The organism is Streptomyces sp. NPDC085596 (assembly GCF_044541565.1).
GTDB lineage: Bacteria > Actinomycetota > Actinomycetes > Streptomycetales > Streptomycetaceae > Streptomyces.
In genome coordinates, this window is record NZ_JBITTC010000002.1 from 356,311 (window position 1) to 374,325 (window position 18,015).

Below are 18,015 nucleotides of genomic sequence, written 5' to 3' on the forward strand. Positions count from 1 at the left end.
CGCGTCGCTACCCGCTGCCCCACACCCCCTCACGGGCAGCGGATCACCTGGCCCGCGTACGACAGGTTGCCGCCGAAGCCGAAGAGGAGGGCCGGGTCGCCGGTACGGACCTTGCCCTGTTCGATCAGCTTGGACAGGGCCAGTGGGATGCTCGCGGCGGAGGTGTTGCCGGACTCGGTGACATCGCGGGCGACGACCGCGTTCACCGCGCCGATCTTCTGCGCGAGCGGTTCGATGATGCGCAGGTTGGCCTGGTGGAGGACGACCGCCGCGAGGTCGGCCGGCGCGATGCCCGCCTTCTCGCAGGCCCGGCGGGCGATGGGTGGCAGCTGGGTGGTGGCCCAGCGGTACACGCTCTGCCCCTCCTGCGCGAACCTCGGCGGCGTGCCCTCGATCCGTACCGCGTTGCCCATCTCCGGCACCGAACCCCACAGCACCGGCCCGATCCCCGCCTGCTCCCCCGGCGCGCACGCCTCCACCACGGCCGCGCCCGCACCGTCGCCGACCAGGACGCAGGTGGTGCGGTCGGTCCAGTCGGTGACCTCGGACATCTTGTCCGCGCCGATCACCAGCGCGCGGGTCGCGGCGCCCGCCCGGACGGTGTGGTCGGCGGTGGCCAGCGCGTGGGTGAACCCGGCGCAGACCACGTTGACGTCCATCGCCGCGGGCTCGGGGATGCCGAGCCGGGCGGCGACGCGTGCGGCGGTGTTCGGGGAGCGGTCGATCGCCGTGGAGGTGGCGACCAGCACCAGGTCGATGTCGCCGGGGGCGAGCCCGGCGGTGGCCAGGGCCTTGGCGGCGGCGTGCGCGGCCAGCTCGTCGACCGGCTCGTCGGGGCCCGCGATGTGCCGGGTGTGGATGCCGACCCGGCTGGTGATCCACTCGTCGCTGGTGTCGACCATGCGCGCCAGGTCCTCGTTGGTGAGCACCCTGGCGGGCTGGTAGTGGCCGATCGCGGCGATACGCGAGCCGTGCATGTCGGGGTCCCCTCGTTGCTGCCGTGGGTAGCGGGACTCTCCAGTCTGCGCAGTGACTCACGGGTACGGGGGTACGTGAAGCCACAGGAATCGGGCATCCCAGTTGTCGGCTTCTTGCAGACCCTCGGACACAGACCCTCGGGCATCCGAATTCCGCTCATACGCTCGGCGTTTCGCTCGTACGAACGGGTGCCCGGACGGCGCTCCCACAAAGGCGCGGCGTCCGGGCACCCTCGCGTCACCCCGTGAAAAGCTGCGTCGCCTTCCGCACCAGTTCGTACAGCCCGTAGGCGAGCGGCGCGCCCACCCAGAGCCAGGAGAGGGCGATCAGGGCGCGCCGGTCAGGCGGGCTGCTCTCGCTGGGCATCGGGGGCCTCCTTCGGGGCGGGGACGTGGTGGCGGGCGTTGACGGGGCGGACGAGTTCGTTGGCGACGAAGCCGACGAGGAGCAGGCCGATCATGATGGAGAAGGACAGCCCGTACAGCGCGGCCCCATGCTTCCCGGCGGCCTCCTGCCGGTCGGCGATCCAGTTGACGATCAGCGGTCCGAGTACGCCGGCGGTGGACCAGGCGGTGAGCAGCCGGCCGTGGATGGCGCCGACCTGGTAGGTGCCGAAGAGGTCCTTCAGATAGGCCGGGATGGTGGCGAAGCCGCCACCGTAGAAGGAGAGGACGACCAGCGCGCACAGCACGAACAGCGGCTTGGAGGTGTCGCCGAACAGGGCGAGGAGCAGGTACATCACCGCACCGACGCCGAGGTAGACGCGGTAGATGTTCTTGCGGCCGATGAGGTCGGAGGTGGAGGACCAGCCGATCCGGCCCGCCATGTTGGCCGCCGACAGCAGCGCGACGAAACCGGCCGCCGCCGAGACGGAGACCGGGGTGGAGCTGTCCGCGAAGAAGTCCGTGATCATCGGGGCGGCCTTCTCCAGGATGCCGATCCCGGCCGTGACGTTGGTGCACAGCACGACCCACAGGCACCAGAACTGCGGGGTGCGCAGCGCGCTGCGGGCCGAGACCTGGATGCCCGCGACCGCGCTCGGACCGCTCTCCGTGCGCTCGGCCGGTCGCGGCACGCGGACCAGCAGGACTCCGAGCGTCATGAACACGGCGTACGCGAGGCCGTGGACGAGGAAGGCCAGCGCGATCCCGGAGTGGTCCGCACCGAAGGTCTCCAGCATCTGGGCCGACCAGGGCGAGGCGATCAGGGCGCCGCCGCCGAAGCCCATGATGGCGATGCCGGTGGCCATGCCGGGCCGGTCCGGGAACCACTTCATCAGGGTGGAGACGGGCGAGATGTAGCCGATGCCGAGGCCGATACCGCCGACGAAGCCGTAGCCGAGGACGATCAGCCAGTACTGCTGGGTCTGCGCGCCGAGCGCGGAGATCAGGAACCCGGAGGAGAAGCAGACCAGGGCCACGGTCATCGCCCAGCGCGGGCCGTTGCGCTCGACGAGGGTGCCGCCGAACGCGGCCGACAGCCCGAGCATGACGATGGCCAGCTGGAACGGCAGCGCGCTCTGGGTGCCGTCGAGGTGCAGCGCGGATTCCAGGGGTGGCTTGAACACGCTCCAGGCGTACGCCTGGCCGATGGAGAGGTGGACGGAGAGCGCGGCGGGCGGTACGAGCCAGCGGCTCCAGCCCGGGGGCGCGACAGGGGGGCTGCTCATGGGGCCGGACGGTAGGTCGGGGGCGGGTGGGTTGAGAAGGTGGGGCGCGGCGCGTTTGCGGTGAACGGTCGGCTCCGTGCGTCGGGCGGTCGGTGAGGTGGCCGGAAAGGTCCGCCCTCAGTCCCGGCCGGCCTCGAAGCTCAGCCGTCCGACGGTGGTGACGGTGCCCAGCCGGGGGAAGTCCAGCCGTACCGACGCGTCGTGCTCGGCGGCCGTGAACGCGGCCATCGCGTCCTCCACGAAGACCAGCTCGTAGCCCAGGTCGGCGGCGGCACGGGCGGTGGACTCGACCCCCAGGTTGGTGGCGATACCGCCGAAGACCAGGGTGTCGACGCCATGGGCACGCAGCCGCTCGTCCAGCTCGGTCCCCTGGAACGCGCCGATGGTCCGCTTGACCACCTCCAGGTCGCCGTCGTGCAGGAGTCCGGCGACGAGACCGCTGCCGGGTGGCTGTTCCGCGACGGTGGGCCGTTCGACCCGGACGAGTACGACGAGCGCGCCCTCGGCGCGGCAGCGCTTCGCCAACTCCTCGCCGGCGGCGAGCACTTCGGCTCCCTTGCGGGGTTCCAGCGGCAGCGCGACGAGGCGGTCCATGAGGTCGACGAGGACGAGGGCGGTGCGCCGCGGGTCGAGTACGGGGGCTGCGGTCATGACGGAACGTTAGCCGTCGCGAGCTGTCCGTGCCGGAAATCCGGGTCAACGGGCCCGTGAACGAGACGCGTTCGGCCGTCTACGGCTCTGCGCGCCCACCCGGCCGGACGCGCGGGCGCGGCACCTGGGCGGGCGGGGCGGTGGGTTCCTCGGGGTCGCGGGCGCGGCGTTTGGCGATGACCGCGCAGACCATGAGCTGCATCTGATGGAAGAGCATCAGCGGCAGCACGGCGAGGGAGGCGTGGGCGCCGAACAGCACACTGGCCATGGGGAGTCCGGCGGCGAGGGACTTCTTCGACCCGGCGAACTGGATGGCGACGCGGTCGGCCCGGCCGAAGCCGAGCGCCCGCGCGCCGTACCAGGTCAGCGCGAGCATCACCGCGAGCAGGACGGCCTCCACGAGGAGCAGCGCGCCGAGCCGCGGGGCGCTCACCTGGCGCCAGATGCCCTGGGCCATGCCCTCGCTGAACGCGGTGTAGACGACCAGCAGGATCGCACCCCGGTCGACCAGCCCGAGCACCTTCTTGTGCCGGCCGACGAAGCCGCCGATCCAGCGCCGTAGCAGCTGCCCGGCGAGGAAGGGCACCAGCAGTTGCAGCACGATCTTCACCAGGGAGTCGGCGGAGAAGCCGCCGCCCGAGTTGCCGAGCAGTACGGAGGCGAGCAGCGGGGTGACGAGGATGCCGACGAGGGAGGAGAAGGAGCCCGCGCAGATGGCGGCGGGCACGTTTCCGCGCGCGATGGAGGTGAAGGCGATCGAGGACTGGATGGTCGACGGCACCAGGGTGAGGAACAGCAGCCCCTGGTAGAGCGGCTGGGTCAGCAGCGCCGGGACGAGTCCGCGCGCGGCCAGCCCGAGCAGCGGGAAGACGGCGAAGGTGCAGGCCAGCACGGTGAGGTGGAGCCGCCAGTGGCGCAGCCCGTCCATCGCCTCGCGGGTGGAGAGGCGGGCGCCGTAGAGGAAGAACAGGAAGGCGATGGCGGCCGTGGAGGCGCCGGAGGCCACATCGGCGGCGACGCCTCGCGCGGGCAGCAGCGCGGCCAGGCCCACCGTGCCGAGGAGCAGCGCGATGTACGGGTCGATGGGCAGCCGGCGTTTCACAGGGCTCCGTGGCTTCTCGGTGCGGGCGGACGATCTCCATCGTGCCTCCCCTGCGCCGATCACGGAATCCGGCATACCGCTCTGACTGTGATCGCGCTTCATGATGACCGGGCTACCCTGGCCCTCATGTACGACCCCACGCACCTGCGTACGTTCCTCGCGGTGGCGCAGACGCTCAGCTTCACGCAGGCCGCGCGGCGGCTGGGGCTGCGGCAGTCGACGGTGAGCCAGCATGTGCGCAGGCTGGAGGAGGCGGCCGGGCGGCAGCTGTTCGCGCGGGACACCCACTCGGTGGAGCTGACCGGGGACGGCGAGGCGATGCTCGGGTTCGCGCGGCGGCTGCTGGAGGTGCAGGAGCAGGCGGCGGCGTACTTCTCCGGGACGCGGGTGCGGGGCCGGCTGCGGTTCGGCGCGTCGGAGGACTTCGTACTGACCCGGCTGCCGGAGATCCTGGAGGGCTTCCGGTACGACCACCCCGAGGTCGACCTCGAACTGACGGTGGAGCTGTCCGGCACCCTGCACGAACGGCTGGCCGAGGGCAAGCTCGACCTGGTACTGGCCAAGCGCCGCCCCGAGGACCCGCGCGGCCGCCTGGTCTGGCGGGACGACCTGGTGTGGATCGGCGCGGAACGCCTCCGCCTGGACCCGGACCGCCCGGTCCCCCTGATCGTCTACCCCCCGCCGGGCATCACCCGGGCCCGCGCCCTGGAGGCCCTGGAGGCCCAGGGCTGCCCCTGGCGCATCGTCTGCACCAGCGGCAGCCTCAACGGCCTCATCGCGGCCGCCCGCGCCGGCCTCGGCGTGATGGCCCACTCCCGCCGGCTGATCCCCCCGGGCCTGGTCCGCGTTCCGGACCGCACCGGCCTGCCGGAGCTCGGCCGCATCGACTTCGTACTCACCCACGGCCACCGCAGGGGCCCCGCGGAGGAGGCGGCGAACGCCCTGGCGGACGCGGTGCTGGCGGGCGGTGAGCGGCTGCGGCGCCGGGGCGGCTGAGAGCGGGCCCCTCCCCCGGCGGTCGCCGTGACCGGCCCGTACAGATTCGGTGGAGATTACGACCGGGGTACGTACCGACCCGTCAGTATCGTGTCCGGCCCTTCCGCATGTGGGGGGATTTTCCGGCTACCGTCCGCGAGATACGTGCGGTTTGGCCGGATTCCCGACCCCTCCCATCCGGCCATTCGGTGGGGTAGCTTTCACGGCGCTGTGCGGAGCGTCGCGGGGGCGTGACGGAGGAGCGAGGAAGGGGGAGCGAGGTTTGCGCGAGTTCACCAACCCTGTGATGGAGTCGGAGCCGCCGGTGGGCGGTCTGGCCGACACCGTCTTCGACAACGCGCGCACCGACCCGCGGCACGTCGCCCTCGGCCGTAAGGACGACAGCGGGCAGTGGCGTGACGTGACCGCCGCCGAGTTCCGTGACGAGGTCGTCGCCCTCGCCAAGGGTCTGCTCGCCCAGGGCGTCCGCTTCGGCGACCGGGTCGCCATCATGTCCCGCACCCGCTACGAGTGGACCCTGTTCGACTTCGCGCTGTGGACGATCGGTGCCCAGGTGGTGCCCATCTACCCGACCTCCTCCGCCGAGCAGTGCTTCTGGATGCTGCACGACGCCGAGGTCACCTCCGCCGTGGTGGAGCACGAGGACCACGCGATGACGATCGCCACGGTCATCGGCCGTCTCCCCCGGCTGCGCCAGCTCTGGCAGCTGGACGCGAACTGCGTGCGGGAGCTGTACGACGCGGGCGCGCATCTGGACGACGAGGTGGTGCACCGGCACCGCGAGGCGGTCACCCCGGACTCGACCGCCACCATCATCTACACCTCGGGCACCACGGGCCGCCCCAAGGGCTGCGTCCTCTCGCACGGCAACTTCATGTTCGAGGCGGACACCGTGATCCGCCGCTGGGAGTCGGTGTTCCACTCCAAGAAGGGCGACCAGGCGTCCACGCTGCTGTTCCTGCCGCTGGCCCATGTCTTCGGCCGCATGGTGGAGGTCGCCGCGCTCCGGGGCCGGGTCCGCTTCGGGCACCAGCCGCAGCTGCACGCGGCCGCCCTGCTGCCGGACCTGGCCGCGTTCCGGCCGACGTTCATCCTGGCGGTGCCGTACATCTTCGAGAAGGTGTTCAACTCGGCCCGGCGCAAGGCGGAGAAGGAGGGCAGGGCGACGCCCTTCGAGAAGGCGGTCGACGTGGCCGTGAAGTACGCCGACGCGCTGGAGGCCAAGGCGTGGGGCCTCGGCCCCGGTCCCTCGGCGGGCCTGCGGATGCAGCACCAGCTCTTCGACAAGCTGGTGTACTCCAAGGTCCGCGCGGCGATGGGCGGCCGTATCCGCAACGCGATGTCGGGCGGCTCGGCGATGGACCGCCGCCTCGGCCTGTTCTTCGCGGGCGCCGGCGTGCAGATCTACGAGGGCTACGGCCTGACCGAGTCGACGGCCGCCGCGACCGCCAACCCGCCCGAGCGCACCCGCTACGGCACGGTCGGCCAGGCCGTCCCCGGTGTGTCGGTGCATGTCGCCGACGACGGCGAGGTCTGGCTGCACGGCGGGAACGTCTTCCAGGGGTATCTGAACAACCCCAAGGCGACCGACGAGACCCTGCACGACGGCTGGCTGGCCACCGGTGACCTGGGTTCGCTGGACGAGGACGGCTATCTGACGATCACCGGCCGCAAGAAGGAGATCCTGGTGACCTCCGGCGGCAAGAGCGTCTCCCCCGGTGTGCTGGAGGAGCGGGTGCGGGACCATCCGCTGGTCAGCCAGTGCATCGTCGTCGGCAACGACCGCCCGTACATCGCGGCGCTGGTCACCCTGGACCAGGACGCGGTCGACCACTGGCTCCAGATGCGCGGCAAGCCCCGGCCGACCCCGACGGAACTGGTGCGGGACGCGGATCTGGAGACGGAGGTGCGGCGGGCGGTGGTCGCGGCGAACACGCTGGTCTCGCAGGCCGAGTCGATCCGCACCTTCCGTATCCTGGCGCAGCCGTTCACCGAGGAGCACGGGCTGCTGACGCCGTCGCTGAAGCTGAAGCGCAAGGCGATCGAGAAGGCGTACGAGCGTGAGGTCGACGCGCTCTACCGGTCCTGACTCCCGGTACCGGTCCGTTCCCGGTGCTGATCCGCCGGTCAGGAATGCATACCGGCGCGTGATCGTTGACGATGGGTGTAGCACCTGTCCACAACCGAAGGATCATGAGCTCGTGAGCAGCAAGGTCCCCCCGATCATCCTCAACAACGGTGTCGAGATGCCCCAGCTGGGCTTCGGCGTCTGGCAGGTTCCGGACGACGAGGCGGAGCGCGCGGTCGCCACGGCGCTGGAGACCGGGTACCGCAGCATCGACACTGCGGCGATCTACGGCAACGAAGAGGGCACCGGCAAGGCCATCGCGGCGTCCGGCCTGCCCCGAGAGGACCTCTTCGTCACCACCAAGCTCTGGAACAGCGACCAGGGGTACGACTCCACCCTGCGTGCCTTCGACACCTCGCTGGAGAAGCTCGGTCTCGACTACCTCGACCTCTATCTGATCCACTGGCCGCTGCCCGCGCGGGACAACTACCTCGACACCTACAAGGCGTTCGAGAAGCTGTACTCCGACGGCCGTGTCCGCGCGATCGGCGTGTCCAACTTCCTCCCGGAGCACCTTCAGCGGCTGATCTCGGAGACGTCCGTCGTCCCGGCGGTCGACCAGATCGAGCTGCACCCGCAGCTCCAGCAGCGCGCGGCGCGGGAGTTCAACGCGGAGCGGGGCATCGCCACCGAGGCGTGGTCGCCGCTCGGCCAGGGCAAGGGCCTGCTGGAGGTCCCGGCGATCGTGGCCATCGCCCGGAAGCACGGGCGTACGCCGGCGCAGGTCGTGCTGCGCTGGCACATCCAGCTCGGCAACATCGTCATCCCGAAGTCCGTGACGCCGTCGCGGATCAAGGAGAACATCGAGGTGTTCGACTTCAGCCTGGACGACGAGGACCTCGCCGCCATCAGCGCGCTGGACGAGGACAAGCGGCTGGGTCCCGACCCGGCCACGTTCGACATGGTCTGACGCCCGTACGCCACAGGGTCGCCCGTCCCCGCCCGGGGCCGGGCGGCCCTGTGCGCGCGGCCGGGCCGCCGAGCACCGCCGATCTTCGCCGACCGAAGGGCCACCGCGCCGTGCGTCTTCGTCCACTGGGTCTCGCCACCGCCGCCGGGACCGTCCTGCTCTGCGCCACGGCCCTGGCCGCCGCCTACGGCGACTCCCCGAGGCGGGCGCGGGAGGGCACGGTCGGCGCGGCCGACCTGCTGGCGAAGGTGAAGTCGTGCGAACGGATCTCCGACGGCCTGTACCGCACCGACGCGGAGAGCGCCGCGACCGTCCCGGTGTGCGGGCTGACCGGCGCGGTGTTCTGGAAGGCGGACATGGACGTGGACTGCGACGGGCAGCGCACGGCCGACTGCAACGAGGACCGCGACCCCTGGTACCAGGACGACACCGCCTTCCACCAGTCCGACGGCAAGCCCCTGCGCGCCGACACGCTGCCGTACGTGGTGGTGCCCGGCAAGAGCGCCCGGTGGGACCACGCGGCGGCCGGGATCGAGGGTGGCGGTGTGGTCGCCGTCATCCATGGCGGCCAGGTGGAGTACGCGGTCGTCGGGGACACCGGCCCGAAGGAGATCATCGGGGAGGCGTCGTACGCCACCGCCGAGGCCCTGGGCATCGACCCGGACCCGGCGACCGGGGGCGCCGAGTCCGGGGTGACGTACATCCTGTTCAAGGACTCCCGGCTCTCCCCCGTCGAGAGCCACGGCGCGGCGGTCGCGCTCGGGGACCGGCTGGCCCGGAAGTTCCTCGCCGAGAACTGATCTCAGCGGGGGCGTACGGCCGTGTAGACGGTGTACGCGTCCAGTACGAACAGGTCGGCCCGGTGGTACACGCTCGCCGGGTCGGCGCGGTCGAGGAGCCGGTCGAGGGTGGCGCGGTCGTCGGTGTCCAGGGCGTCACCGAGGCCGTCGCGCAGCCGGGTGCAGTAGGCGGCGGCGTAGTCGCGGGCCGCCTCGCCGGCGGGAGCGGGCAGGTCCAGCAGGAAGGTGCGGGTGCGGGTGGGCTTCAGGCCGGCCGAGGTGAGCAGGGCGGGCCAGTCCTCGGGCTCGGCGACCGCGCCGGGCAGCTCGGCCCGCATCCGGCTGAACCACTCCTCCTCGGCCGCGTTCAGCCGGGACTGGAGGCCGGGGCGGCCGATGCCGATGTCGCGGGGCAGATAGCGGGCGGGGAGTCCGCCCTCGAGGAGGGCGAGCGTGCCGCCGGGTGCGAGCCGTTCCGCGAACGCGGCGAGTCCGGCCCGCTGGTCGCCGAGGTGGTGCAGGCTGCGGCTGGCCCACAGCAGGTCGGCCGGGCGGTCCAACTCATCCAGTGCGTCCGGGAGTTCACCGGTGACGGTGGAGAAGCGGCCGTCCACGCCGAGGCGGGCGGCGCGGGCGTGGGCGCGCTCCAGCAGGGGTCCGCTGCCGTCGACGGCGGTCACCCGCGCGCCGGGGAACTCCTCGGCGAACAGGCAGGCGACGACGCCGGGCCCGCTGCCCGCGTCCACGATCAGCCCCGGCTCAGGGACCTCCTCGGCGAGCCAGCCCATCGCCTCGCGGTACAGCGGCGCGAGCAGCTCCGCCTGGGACTCCAGCACCGGGCCCATCTCGGCCCAGTCGATGTCGGTGTCGTGCGCGTGCCCGTGTCCGTGCCCGGCGGGTGCGTGGTGGTGGTCGTGCGCCATGCTGGTCAGCCTCTCTTCCCCGGCTCTGCTCCGGCTGCGCCCAGCGTGCGACGGGGCGGTGTCCGACGGCAAGCGCTGTTGCCGGTACGGCAAGCCACGGCAGGACGGAACGGCTCGGCACCGGTCCGCGTCCTGGCACAGCAGGGCACGAGGGCCGTGCCGGAGGAGGGGGCCGGGATGAGCGGCGGCGGTTTCGGGCAGTGGGCGGACGGCTTCGAGGCGGAGCGGGAGCGGAGAGCCGCGCGGGCCGACCCGGACTGGACGCGCATCGCGCGCCTGGAGCCGGCGGTGTGGGCGAGCGTCCAGCGCTTCCAGACCGGCGAGGACGGCGACGGCGCGAACCTCACCGCCAAGGCCGAGCAGGCGGGAGACCCCGAATACGCCCGCGCGGTACGGCTGTTCATCGCCGAGGAGCAGAACCACGCCCGTCTCCTCGCCCTGTTGCTGACGGCGGGCGGCATGCCGACCCTGGCCGGGCACTGGACCGATACGGCCTTCGTCCGGGTACGCCGGCTGATGGGCCTGCGCCTGGAGCTGCTGGTACTGATGGTCGCGGAGCTGGTGGCCCTGCGCTACTACCGGGCCCTGCGCGACGGCACCAGCGACGCCCTCACCTCGGAGGTGGCGGCACGCATCCTCGCGGACGAGGAGCGCCACATACCGTTCCACTGCGCCCGGCTGCACGACTCGGTGGCCGAACTGCCGCGTGCGGTACGGCGTCCGCTGATGGGGCTGTGGCGCGGGCTGCTGGCCGGGGCCTGCCTGATCGTCGTCGCCGACCACGGCCGGGCCCTGCGGGCGCTGGGCGTGAGCCGGTCCCGCTTCCTGGCCGACGTACTGGCGTCGTCCCGCTCCGCGGTGACGGCGGTGCTGACCCGGCGCCCGGACGTGTGGCCGGACACCACCCCTACCCGGACCGCCGATAGGCGTGCAGGGTGAAGACGGGGTCGGGGCGGGGGCGGTCCTGGTCGGGCAGGCGGGCCAGCCGGGCGGCGAACTCCTCGGTGCGGGGCTCGCCGGGCGGCAGCAGGGTGAACCAGCCGCGCCGGAGGTCCTTGATGGTCCGGCGCGGGCTGCGGCCCTGTCCGACACCGGTGAAGCGGGCCTGACCGGTCCGGACGAGGCCGGCCTCGGCGGCGTACGCGTCCACCTTGGCCGGGTCGTCCGCGGCGGGCCGCCGGGGGCGCGGGCCGAGCACGGCGTCGATGTCGCTGCCGACGTCGTGCGCCTTCGACTTGTCGACGGTGGTGACGTAGGTGCCGCCCGGCCGGAGCACCCGCGCGCACTCGGCGAGCACGGCGCGCAGATCGGCCGGGTCGTCCAGCAGATGCAGCAGCCAGACGCTGGTGACGGCGTCGAACGTGCGCTCAGGGAAGGGCAGTCGGCGGCTGTCGGCGCGCACCACGGTGCCCGGCAGCCGGGCGGCGGCCCGGTCAACCATGGCGGGCGTGAGATCCACCCCGGTGACCCGCAGCGCGGGCCGCGCCCCGGCCAGGCGGCGGGTGACGATGCCGGTGCCGCAGCCGTTGTCCAGCAGGCGGCCTTCGTGGTCCGGGATCAGCCCGAGGACGGTGTCGGCGGCGGCGCGGGCGCGGGGCTCGCCGCCACGGAGGTTGTCGTAGGACTCGGCTTCCTTGTCATAGTCGAGCACAGACTTCAATGTGCCCCGCGCGCGGCAAGCCCATGTCCCTTGATTCTAGGGGGAGTTCACTATTTCTCAGCAGGGCGGCCCGAACCCGGATCAGTCGGCGTCCAGACCGTCGACGAGGCGGTCGAGGAAGCGGGTGAAGGTGGCTTCGGGGTCGGTGGGGCGGCGGGGGCCGGAGAGGGCTTCGGCCAGTTCGGGGTGGCGGCCGTCGTGGGCGACCGCGGCGAGGTAACGGGCCTCGGCGGCGGCGCGTTCGGGGGCTCGGGCGGCCCTGGCCCGGGCGAGTTCATGGCTGACATGTCCGGCGACGAACGCGGTGAGCTGGGCGAAGATCTCCAGTCGTGCGGCGCCGTCGAGGCCGGAGGGGCGCAGGGCGGCCAGGGCGTGTTCGAGGAAGGCCAGGACGTTCGGGCCGGGGGTGCGGTGGGCGGCCAGGGCGGCGGGGAGCCAGGGGTGGCGCAGCATGTGGCCGCGCTGGCGGTGGGCGATGGTTTTCAGGTCGGCCCGCCAGTCGCCGGTGAGCGGGCCGGTGGCCGGCAGTTCGGCGCTGACGTGGTCGACCATCAGCTCCAGCAGCGTCTCCTTGTCGGGGGCGTAGCTGTAGAGCGACATGACCCCGGCCCCGACCGCCGTGGCGACCCGCCGCATGCTGACCGCGTCGAGCCCCTCCGCGTCCGCCAGGGCGACGGCCGCCACCGTGATCGCCTCCCGGCTGAAGGAGGGCTTACGACCCCTGCGGGGTTCGGCGGGGCGCAGCCAGAGCCGCTCGGGGTCGACGCCCGCGGCTCCCTCGTTCTGAGCCATGCTCCAGCACCCCTTTCCTTGATTCGTGGACCGTTCGCCCTTGCCAAGGTCATCCAAGCACCCCCTATTCTCGTACATCGTACGGAATACCGGAGGGGAATCATGTCGTTCCGCAAGCCACCACTGTCCTCACGCCTGATGCGCGCGACCTGGCGCGGCCTTCCGGCGAAGCGGTACGACGTCGGCTGGGAGCCGGGGCTCGCGGTGCCCGGCGCCGACGGCAGCAAACTGCTCACCGACCACTACTTCCCGCGCGCCAAGGGCGACTTCCCGACCCTGCTGGTCCGCTCGCCCTACGGCCGGGGCCTGCCGTGGTCCCCGATGTACGGCCTGCTCTTCGCCGAACAGGGCTTCCATGTGGTGCTCCAGAGCTGCCGGGGCACCGGCGGTTCCGAGGGCGCGTTCGACCTGTGGCGCAACGAGGCCCCCGACGGCCTGGCCACCGTGGCCTGGCTGCGCGAACAGCCCTGGTTCAACGGCACGTTGGGCACCGTCGGCCCCAGCTACCTGGGCTACGCGCAGTGGGCCCTCGCCCTGGAACCGCCGCCGGAACTGAAGGCGATGGTCGTCCAGGTGGGCCTGCACGACCCGTACGCCCTCTTCCACACGGGCGGCGCGCCGCGCCTGGAGAACGCCCTCGTGGTCGGCCTGGGCATGACCTACCAGCACCGGGGCATGGCGCCCTTCGTGCGGGCGGCCCTGCGCCTTCGACGCCACCTGCGTGCCGTCACCATGGCCCAGCCCCTGCGCGGTGCGTACGTCTTCGCACTCGGCGGCGAAGTGCCCTGGCTGGACGACGTGTTGACCCACCCGGACGCCGAGGACCCGTTTTGGGACGGCGCATCCATGGCCCCGGCGGAGAGCTTCCGCGTGCCCACGAGCCTGATCACCGGATGGCACGACGCGCTGGCCGACCAGACCTTCGAGCAGTACGCGCGGCTGCGCCGGGCCGGCTGCGAGACCGCGCTGCTCGTCGGCCCCTGGACCCACACCTCCGCCCTCCAGCAGGGCTGGCCCGAGGTGTTCGCCGAGAGCCTCGCCTGGCTGCGCGCCCACATATGCGCCGACCCCACCGAACTGCGCCCCACAGTGGTACGCGTACACACGGGCGGGGACAACATGTGGCGAGACCTCACCGACTGGCCGCCCACCCCCGACACGGCCACCCCCTGGTACCCCACCAAAGACGGCCACCTCACCCGGCAGCCGCCCACCGGCTCCGCCCCGGTGACCACGTTCCGCTACGACCCGGCCGACCCCACCCCCGCCGTGGGCGGCCCCCTCCTCTCCCCCGCCGCCGGCCCGCGCGACAACCGCCCGCTGGAGTCCCGTACCGACGTCGTGACGTTCACCGGGCCCCCGCTGACCGAACCCGTCGACATCATCGGCCCGGTCACCGCACGGCTGACGGTCTCCACCGACACCGGCCACGCCGACGTCTTCACCCGCCTGTGCGACGTGGACGCCGAAGGCCGCTCCGCCAACGTCTGCGACGGCCTGGGCACGCTCAAGGCATCCCCGCACACGCCCACGCGGATCACCGTCCCGATGAGCGCCACTACCCACCGTTTCGCCCCCGGCCACCGCATCCGCTGGCAAATCAGTGCCGGCGCCCACCCCCGCTATGCCCGCAACCCCGGCACCGGCGAACCCCCGGCGGACGCCACCGAGTTCGTCCCGGTACAGCTCACCCTCCACGCGGACTCCGCCCTGACCCTGCCCGGCTCGGCCAACTCCGAGCGTTCGGTGGCTGATTGATCCCCCGTGTGCGGTGAACCTCCACGTGGCACACTGCCCGCATGCGTCGGTGGGCAGGGGAGGGTTAAGGCGTGAGTGAGCGGCGGGCCGCTCCCACCGTGGGTCAGGTGGTGCTCGGCAGGCGGTTGCAGGAGTTACGGGAGTCGACCGGGCTGAGCCGGGACGAGGCGGCGCGGGTGCTGCGGGTGGCCTCGGCGACCGTACGGCGGATGGAGACGGCCGAGGTCGCGCTGAAGATCCCGTACGTGCAGGCGCTGCTGGCCGCGTACGGGGTGGGCGAGGAGGAGTCCGCCACGTTCGTGCGGCTGGCCGAGGAGGCCAACCAGCCCGACTGGTGGCAGCGCTTCCACGACGTGCTGCCGGACTGGTTCAGCCTGTATGTGAGCCTGGAGGGCGCCGCCCGCCTCATCCGCTCCTACGAGCCGCACTTCATCCCCGGCCTGCTCCAGACCGAGGCGTACGCGCGGGCGGTGCTGGAGGCCGGGACGATCGGGCAGCACGGCCCGGAGACGGTGGAGCGGCATGTGGCGCTGCGCCTGGAGCGGCAGCGGCTGCTGGAGCGGGAGGACGCCCCGCACCTGTGGTTCGTGATGGACGAGACGGTGCTGCGGCGGCCGGTGAGCACCCGCTCCGAGGTGATGCGCGACCAGCTGGACCGGCTGCTGGAGTACGCCGACCGGGCCCGCATCACCATCCAGCTCGCGGAGTTCGCGGCGGGCCCGCATCCGGGGACGTACGCCCCCTTCACCCTGTTCCGGTTCGCCGAACGGGAGCTGCCGGACATGGTGTTCACCGAGTATCTGACCGGCGCGCTCTACCTCGACTCGCGCGAGGAGGTGGCCGCGCACCTGGAGGTGCTGGACCACATGACGGCGCGGGCGGCCTCCGCGCAGCGCACCCAGAAGCTGCTGCGGGAGTTCCGCGAGAGCCTGTGACCGGTGCCGCGCACATGACGCGGCACCGGCGGCCCACAAGGTCAGGCCACAGGCTTCAGGCCAGCTCGGCCGTGAGGCTGATGTCGGTGCCGGTCAGGGCCTGGCTGACGGGGCAGTTCTTCTTGGCGTCCTCGGCGGCCGCGCGGAAGGCGTCCGCGTCCAGGCCGGGGACCTCGCCGCGCACGGTGAGGTGGATGCCGGTGATGCCCTCGCCGGGCTGGAAGGTCACGTCGGCCTTGGTCTCCAGCCGGGTGGGAGGCGTGCCGGCGCCGGTCAGGCCGTGCGACAGCGCCATGGAGAAGCAGCTGGAGTGTGCGGCGGCGATCAGCTCCTCGGGGCTGGTGCGGCCGTTCGCCTGCTCGGCGCGCGACGGCCACGACACCGGCTGGGAGCCGATGCCGGAGGAGTCGAACGTGACGGTGCCGCTGCCCGACAGCAGTTCGCCTTCCCAGACCGTGTGTGCGGTGCGCGTGGTAGCCACGGTGTTTCCTTTCGCGTGTGTTCCCGTGATTCCGGGTCCTGGTGCCCCCGTAGGGCCTGTCTTCCGGATCTTGCCGGGGTCGCGGGCCCTACCCCCATCCGATCACATCCGGGGTCATGGCACCGTGAGGACCGGCCCGCGTGCTCAGGCCGCCCGGCGCTCCGGGTCGACGTCGAGCGGTACCTCGGGGCCGTTCAACTCGCTGAGCCAGCGGCGCAGTACGTCGTGCACGCGCTCGGCGCCGGACAGCGCCTCGCCGTCCTCCTCGGGTACGGAGAGGGTGAGCGGGGAGAGCAGGAAGGGGCGGGACTGGGCGCCGCCGAGGCCGCCGTGGGAGCCGATCTGCTCCTCGAAGGCGTGCACTTGGCCGCTCGCCGGGTCGTGCCAGGAGTTGACCATGATGTCGGCGGTGTGCGGAAAGGCGTGGGCGCGGCGTACGGCGTCGGCGGCGCCGGGTCCGAAGCGGGCCAGCGGTCCGGGCCGCTCGTCCAGCTCGGCCAGCGGGATCTCGGTGCCGCACGGGCCGAGGACCACGCCGTCGTGCCCGGCACTGCGGACCAGCAGGAATCCGATGCCGGGGTGGTTGGCGAGGGTGGGGAGCAGCGCCGGGTGGCGGGCGTCGATCTCCTCCTTGGTCATCCGGTGGGGGACGTCCGGGAAGGAGACGAGTCCGAGGTTGCCGGAGGCGAGCACGACGGGCTCGGAGCGCGGGGCGGGCCCACCTTCCGAACCGTCGGCCCGGCCCAGGGCGGCGCGTACGGCGGCGCGGGCCTCGGCGCCGCTGGGGGTGCGTCCGGCGCCGCGCGGGACGGGCAGTCCGCTGCCGGCGCGGACGAGGTCGGTGAGGGTGAGGCCGTAGCGGGAGCGGAAGGTCTCGCCGGGGCTCTGGCCGTGGTCGGAGAGGACGACCAGGCGGTAGGGGCGCGGGGCGTGCTCGGCGGCCTTCTCGATCAGGGCGAGGGAGCGGTCCAGGCGCCTCAGGACCTTGCGGGCGTCGCGGCTGTCGGGGCCGGAGTGGTGGGCGACCTCGTCGTAGGCGACGAGGTCGGCGTAGACGGCGGTGCGGCCGGCGAGCAGGTCGCCCATCACGGCGGCGACGACCACGTCCCGTTCGACGACGGTGGCGAAGGCGCGGACGAACGGGTAGAGGCCGCCCCGGCCGACGCGCGGGTGCTGTCCGGCGAACCGGGCGCGGGTGGACTGGCCGATCTCGCGGCCGATCTCGGCGAAGAAGGACAGGGCGGTGCGCACCGCGTTGGCGGGGTCGGAGAAGTAGGCGAAGTAGCCGGCGCGGGAACGGTTCTCCCGGCCCCGGCGGCGGGTGGCGATGGACAGTACGAGGGCCTGTTCCCCGGCGCCGCCGCTGAACAGGTTGCCCCGGCTGGCGCCGTCGACGGCGAGCAGTCCGCTCTCGCCGGTGCGGGCCATGGCGCGGCGCTGCAACTCGGCGGCCGAGGTGGGCCGGTTGCAGACCATGACCTCGCCGCGGTCCTTCTCGTACCAGCGGAAGGCGGGTACGTCGAAGGTGCTGCCGTGCAGGATGCCGAGCTGGCTGGCGCCGGTCTGGCTGGACCAGTCGGTGCGCCAGGAGGTGAGCCGGTGGGTGGGCGGGATGATGCCGTCGGTGGCCAGCCAGCGGGCCACGGTGGGCATCAGGCCGTCGCGGACGGCGGCGGTGAGTACGTCGTGGCCGACGCCGTCGAGCTGGACGCAGACCAGTCCGGGTGTGCTCGCGCAGGGCAGGGTGGCTCTTCGGCGGCGGTCGGCCAGGCGGAGCAGGCGGCGCCGGTAGGCGTCGTCGTCGCGGACGGCGAGCGCTCCGCCGGTCGCGGAGGCGACGGCGGACATCACGGCGGCGACGATGACGGCGGTCTCGGGCGCCACCTCGCCCCGCCCGGAGGGGTTGACGCGCAGGGCGAGCAGCAGCAGGGAGCCGTTGAGGAAGAAGACCAGCAGGCCGAGGAAGAGCGCGGGCACGAGCAGCAGCATCCGCACCAGTACCGGCCAGGCCAGGGCCGACAGCAGGCCGAACGCCCCGGCTCCGCAGGCCGCGGTGACGGCTATACGGGTGGCGCTGTCACCGTCGGGGGACTGGAGCCGGAAGTCGGGGAGGAGTCCGGCGAGTACGAGCATGGTGAGCGTGGAGACCGCCCACACCGTGACGCTCCGACCGATCTGACCGGCAACCCGCCGCCACCGCACGCCCCGTGCACCTCACGTCCCGGCCCGCCCCACGGGGCCTGCCCCCACCTT

17 protein-coding genes are annotated in these 18,015 nt (G+C 72.6%); 7 read left to right on the forward strand and 10 right to left on the reverse strand.

Going from position 1 to position 18,015, the window contains the following annotated elements; translation table 11 throughout:
• Positions 1–29: 29 nt before the first annotated feature.
• The 5 genes from ACIGA3_RS07275 to ACIGA3_RS07295 form a co-directional block, all read right to left on the reverse strand.
• Positions 30–977: a beta-ketoacyl-ACP synthase III gene (locus tag ACIGA3_RS07275; RefSeq protein ID WP_393591888.1), complete on the reverse strand. Its 948-nt coding sequence runs from the start codon at positions 975–977 to the stop codon at positions 30–32.
• A gap of 238 nt (positions 978–1,215) precedes the next feature.
• Entirely contained in the window at positions 1,216–1,344 is a 129-nt protein-coding gene (locus ACIGA3_RS07280) for a hypothetical protein (protein WP_267881266.1), read from the reverse strand.
• Positions 1,319–2,647: an OFA family MFS transporter gene (locus ACIGA3_RS07285; protein ID WP_399711401.1), complete on the reverse strand. Its 1,329-nt coding sequence runs from the start codon at positions 2,645–2,647 to the stop codon at positions 1,319–1,321. Before ACIGA3_RS07285 ends, ACIGA3_RS07280 begins: the two co-directional genes overlap by 26 nt.
• A gap of 117 nt (positions 2,648–2,764) precedes the next feature.
• Positions 2,765–3,298: an isochorismatase family protein gene (locus ACIGA3_RS07290; protein ID WP_399711402.1), complete on the reverse strand. Its 534-nt coding sequence runs from the start codon at positions 3,296–3,298 to the stop codon at positions 2,765–2,767.
• A gap of 79 nt (positions 3,299–3,377) precedes the next feature.
• On the reverse strand, positions 3,378–4,388 hold the full coding sequence (locus ACIGA3_RS07295; RefSeq protein WP_399712478.1) for a bile acid:sodium symporter family protein: 1,011 nt from the start codon (positions 4,386–4,388) through the stop codon (positions 3,378–3,380).
• A gap of 138 nt (positions 4,389–4,526) precedes the next feature.
• On the opposite strand from ACIGA3_RS07295, the gene ACIGA3_RS07300 reads away from it, so the two are divergent.
• From ACIGA3_RS07300 to ACIGA3_RS07315, 4 genes are all read left to right on the forward strand, one after another.
• On the forward strand, positions 4,527–5,396 hold the full coding sequence (locus tag ACIGA3_RS07300) for a LysR substrate-binding domain-containing protein (protein ID WP_399711404.1): 870 nt from the start codon (positions 4,527–4,529) through the stop codon (positions 5,394–5,396).
• 262 nt (positions 5,397–5,658) lie between these two features.
• Positions 5,659–7,485 (forward strand): AMP-dependent synthetase/ligase, encoded by a 1,827-nt coding sequence (locus tag ACIGA3_RS07305; protein ID WP_399711406.1) that lies wholly within the window; start codon positions 5,659–5,661, stop codon positions 7,483–7,485.
• 112 nt (positions 7,486–7,597) lie between these two features.
• A complete protein-coding gene (locus ACIGA3_RS07310) occupies positions 7,598–8,434 on the forward strand; it encodes an aldo/keto reductase (protein ID WP_399711408.1) in 837 nt (278 codons plus the stop codon).
• A 110-nt stretch (positions 8,435–8,544) separates the two neighbouring features.
• On the forward strand, positions 8,545–9,234 hold the full coding sequence (locus tag ACIGA3_RS07315) for a glycoside hydrolase family 75 protein (protein WP_399711410.1): 690 nt from the start codon (positions 8,545–8,547) through the stop codon (positions 9,232–9,234).
• A 2-nt stretch (positions 9,235–9,236) separates the two neighbouring features.
• Here the strand turns inward: ACIGA3_RS07315 and ACIGA3_RS07320 are convergent, their stop codons facing one another.
• Complete coding sequence (locus tag ACIGA3_RS07320) at positions 9,237–10,136, reverse strand: class I SAM-dependent methyltransferase (RefSeq protein WP_399711412.1); 900 nt, start codon at positions 10,134–10,136, stop codon at positions 9,237–9,239.
• A gap of 177 nt (positions 10,137–10,313) precedes the next feature.
• Here ACIGA3_RS07320 and ACIGA3_RS07325 point away from each other — a divergent pair, with 177 nt between their 5' ends.
• Positions 10,314–11,075, forward strand: coding sequence for a ferritin-like domain-containing protein (locus ACIGA3_RS07325; protein ID WP_399711414.1), 762 nt, complete (start codon positions 10,314–10,316; stop codon positions 11,073–11,075).
• On the opposite strand, the gene ACIGA3_RS07330 is transcribed toward ACIGA3_RS07325, so the two are convergent.
• Together ACIGA3_RS07330 and ACIGA3_RS07335 are read right to left on the reverse strand one after the other, a co-directional pair.
• A complete protein-coding gene (locus ACIGA3_RS07330; RefSeq protein WP_399711416.1) occupies positions 11,044–11,787 on the reverse strand; it encodes a class I SAM-dependent methyltransferase in 744 nt (247 codons plus the stop codon). The two genes, ACIGA3_RS07325 and ACIGA3_RS07330, sit on opposite strands and share 32 nt — an antisense overlap.
• 90 nt (positions 11,788–11,877) lie before the next feature.
• Entirely contained in the window at positions 11,878–12,588 is a 711-nt protein-coding gene (locus tag ACIGA3_RS07335) for a TetR/AcrR family transcriptional regulator (RefSeq protein WP_399711418.1), read from the reverse strand.
• Between the two features lie 102 nt (positions 12,589–12,690).
• Here ACIGA3_RS07335 and ACIGA3_RS07340 point away from each other — a divergent pair, with 102 nt between their 5' ends.
• On the forward strand, positions 12,691–14,346 hold the full coding sequence (locus ACIGA3_RS07340) for a CocE/NonD family hydrolase (RefSeq protein WP_399711420.1): 1,656 nt from the start codon (positions 12,691–12,693) through the stop codon (positions 14,344–14,346).
• Between the two features lie 71 nt (positions 14,347–14,417).
• The gene (locus tag ACIGA3_RS07345) at positions 14,418–15,281 is read left to right on the forward strand and encodes a helix-turn-helix domain-containing protein (RefSeq protein WP_399711422.1); all 864 of its coding nucleotides are present in this window, start codon (positions 14,418–14,420) and stop codon (positions 15,279–15,281) included.
• A gap of 55 nt (positions 15,282–15,336) precedes the next feature.
• Here ACIGA3_RS07345 and ACIGA3_RS07350 read toward each other — a convergent pair whose 3' ends face one another.
• Positions 15,337–15,762, reverse strand: a complete 426-nt coding sequence (locus ACIGA3_RS07350; RefSeq protein WP_399711424.1) for an OsmC family protein — start codon at positions 15,760–15,762, stop codon at positions 15,337–15,339.
• A 144-nt stretch (positions 15,763–15,906) separates the two neighbouring features.
• Positions 15,907–17,919: a phage holin family protein gene (locus ACIGA3_RS07355; protein ID WP_399711426.1), complete on the reverse strand. Its 2,013-nt coding sequence runs from the start codon at positions 17,917–17,919 to the stop codon at positions 15,907–15,909.
• Between the last annotated feature and the right edge of the window lie 96 nt (positions 17,920–18,015).